Source organism: Mesorhizobium sp. M5C.F.Ca.IN.020.29.1.1, from assembly GCF_003997375.1.
GTDB classification, from domain to species: Bacteria; Pseudomonadota; Alphaproteobacteria; order Rhizobiales; family Rhizobiaceae; genus Mesorhizobium; species Mesorhizobium wenxiniae.
In genome coordinates this window covers 1-2,037 of record NZ_RZSW01000797.1, presented here as the reverse complement: position 1 = coordinate 2,037, position 2,037 = coordinate 1, and the positions used below count along the sequence as shown (strand labels likewise).

The 2,037-nt window shown below is 61.1% G+C and carries 1 protein-coding gene and 1 pseudogene; both read left to right on the top strand.

Translation table 11 applies throughout. The features are described from left to right. The first annotated feature begins 17 nt into the window (after positions 1 to 17). Positions 18 to 1,487 (top strand): AMP-binding protein, encoded by a 1,470-nt coding sequence (locus EOA85_RS33665; RefSeq protein ID WP_245486270.1) that lies wholly within the window; start codon positions 18 to 20, stop codon positions 1,485 to 1,487. Beyond that, positions 1,484 to 2,037: pseudogene (nadE, locus tag EOA85_RS33660) on the top strand (NAD(+) synthase); the annotation flags it as partial. The gene EOA85_RS33665 and the pseudogene nadE, both read left to right, overlap by 4 nt.

Below are 2,037 nucleotides of genomic sequence, written 5' to 3'. Positions count from 1 at the left end.
TCACCAAAGACAAAAGGCTGAGCTTCGAAGAACTGGACGATCTTTCGAGTCGCCTGGCCGCCGCCCTTTTTGTGAATGGCGTCAGGCGCAACGACCGGGTCCTGATCTTCATGGACAATTGCTGGGAGGCCGCGGTTTCGATTTTCGCCGTCCTCAAGGCAGGAGCGACTTTCACTCCGATCAACTCATCCACCAAGGCTGAAAAGCTCGCCTACATCATCGCCGATTGCGACGCTGCCGCGATCCTCACGCAGGCAAAACTGATGCCCGTGGTCGCCGAGGCGTGCGGATCGAGCGGCGAGACCGGCATCTTCGTGGCTTCCACCGCTGGTACCGATGGCCAATGCCCGGCAGGGGCTGCATCCCTAGCGGACTGCCTGACGCTCGAAGCCGGTGAGATCGACCACGGCGGCATCGACGTCGATCTGGCTATGCTCATCTACACCTCAGGCTCAACGGGCCGGCCCAAGGGCGTGATGATGACGCACCGCAATTGCGACGCGGCCGCGGACTCGATCACCACCTATCTGCGCAACTCGCCAGACGACATCATTTTGAATGTTCTTCCCCTTGCCTTCGACTATGGCCTCTATCAGTTGCTGATGGCCGTCAGGCTCGGCGCCACGCTGGTGCTCGAAAAGTCCTTCGCTTTTCCTCAAGCAGTCTTTGAACGTATCCGCGAGGAGGGCGTCACCGGTCTTCCGCTCGTGCCAACTATGGCGGCGATGGTCCTGCAGATGCGTGACCTGACGCCGGGCTTTCTGCCCAGCCTTCGCTACATTTCGAATACGGCAGCGGCCCTGCCGCAGGCGCACATAGAACGTCTGCGTTTCCTTTTTCCCGGTGTCAGACTCTATTCGATGTATGGCCTGACGGAATGCAAGCGCTGCACCTACCTGCCGCCCGAGGAGCTCGATCGCCGGCCGGGGTCGGTCGGCATAGCCATCCCGAACACCGAAGCCTTTGTCGTCGACGACCAGGGCCAACGCGTGCCGCCAGGCGTAGCGGGTGAACTGGTCATTCGCGGACCGCACGTCATGCAGGGTTACTGGCGCAACGAAGCAGCAACCGAACGGGCCCTGCGGCCTGGCCCAAACCCTTGGGAGAAGGTTCTCTATACCGGCGATCTGTTCAGGACCGATGAGGATGGCTTTCTCTATTTCGTCGGGCGCAAGGACGACATCATAAAGACGCGGGGAGAGAAGGTGGCCCCGAAGGAGGTGGAGGCCGTGCTTCACGCCCATCCGGGCATCGCGGAGGCCGTTGTCGTCGGCGTGCCGGATCCGGTGCTTGGGCATGCGATCGGCGCACTCGTGATACGCTCGGACCCGAAGCTAAGCGAAAAGGATGTCATGCGCCACTGCGCACGTCATCTTGAGGATTTCATGGTCCCCAAGGTCATCGAGTTCCGCTCGGAATTACCAAAAACGGATACGGGCAAGGTCAGCCGCCGGCTTGCTGCAGAGATGATGGAGGTCGCGCAATGAGTGTTCGCCCCAGCGACGACGCCCAGACCATTCTGGCGCAGGCCCTGGCGATCGACCCCGCCGCCGAAACGGACAGGATCGTCACCGCTTTGCGCCAGCAGTTGCGTGGTATTCGCAAGCGGGGTCTCACGCTCGGTCTTTCGGGTGGGATCGATTCAAGCGTTTCGGTGGCGTTGGCCGCGCGAGCCGTCGGGCCTCAGAATGTATTGTGTCTGTTCATGCCGGAAAACGATTCCGATCCGGAAAGTCTGCGGCTCGGCCGCCTTGTCGCCGACAATTTCGGTGTCGAGGCTATTGTGGAGGATATCGGGCCGGCTCTGCGCGCCATGGGCTGCTATGAGCGTCGCGACGCCTTCATCCGCGAACTGGTCCCGGAATATGGCGAAGGCTGGGCCTCGAAGATCGTGATCGCGAACGCGCTTGAGGGCGAAGGCTACAATATTTCGTCGCTGGTGGTGCAGGATCCCAAGGGCAAGCAGACGAAAATAAGAATGCCGCTGCCGGTCTATCTCGGTGTCGTCGCCGCCACCAACATGAAACAGCGCACCCG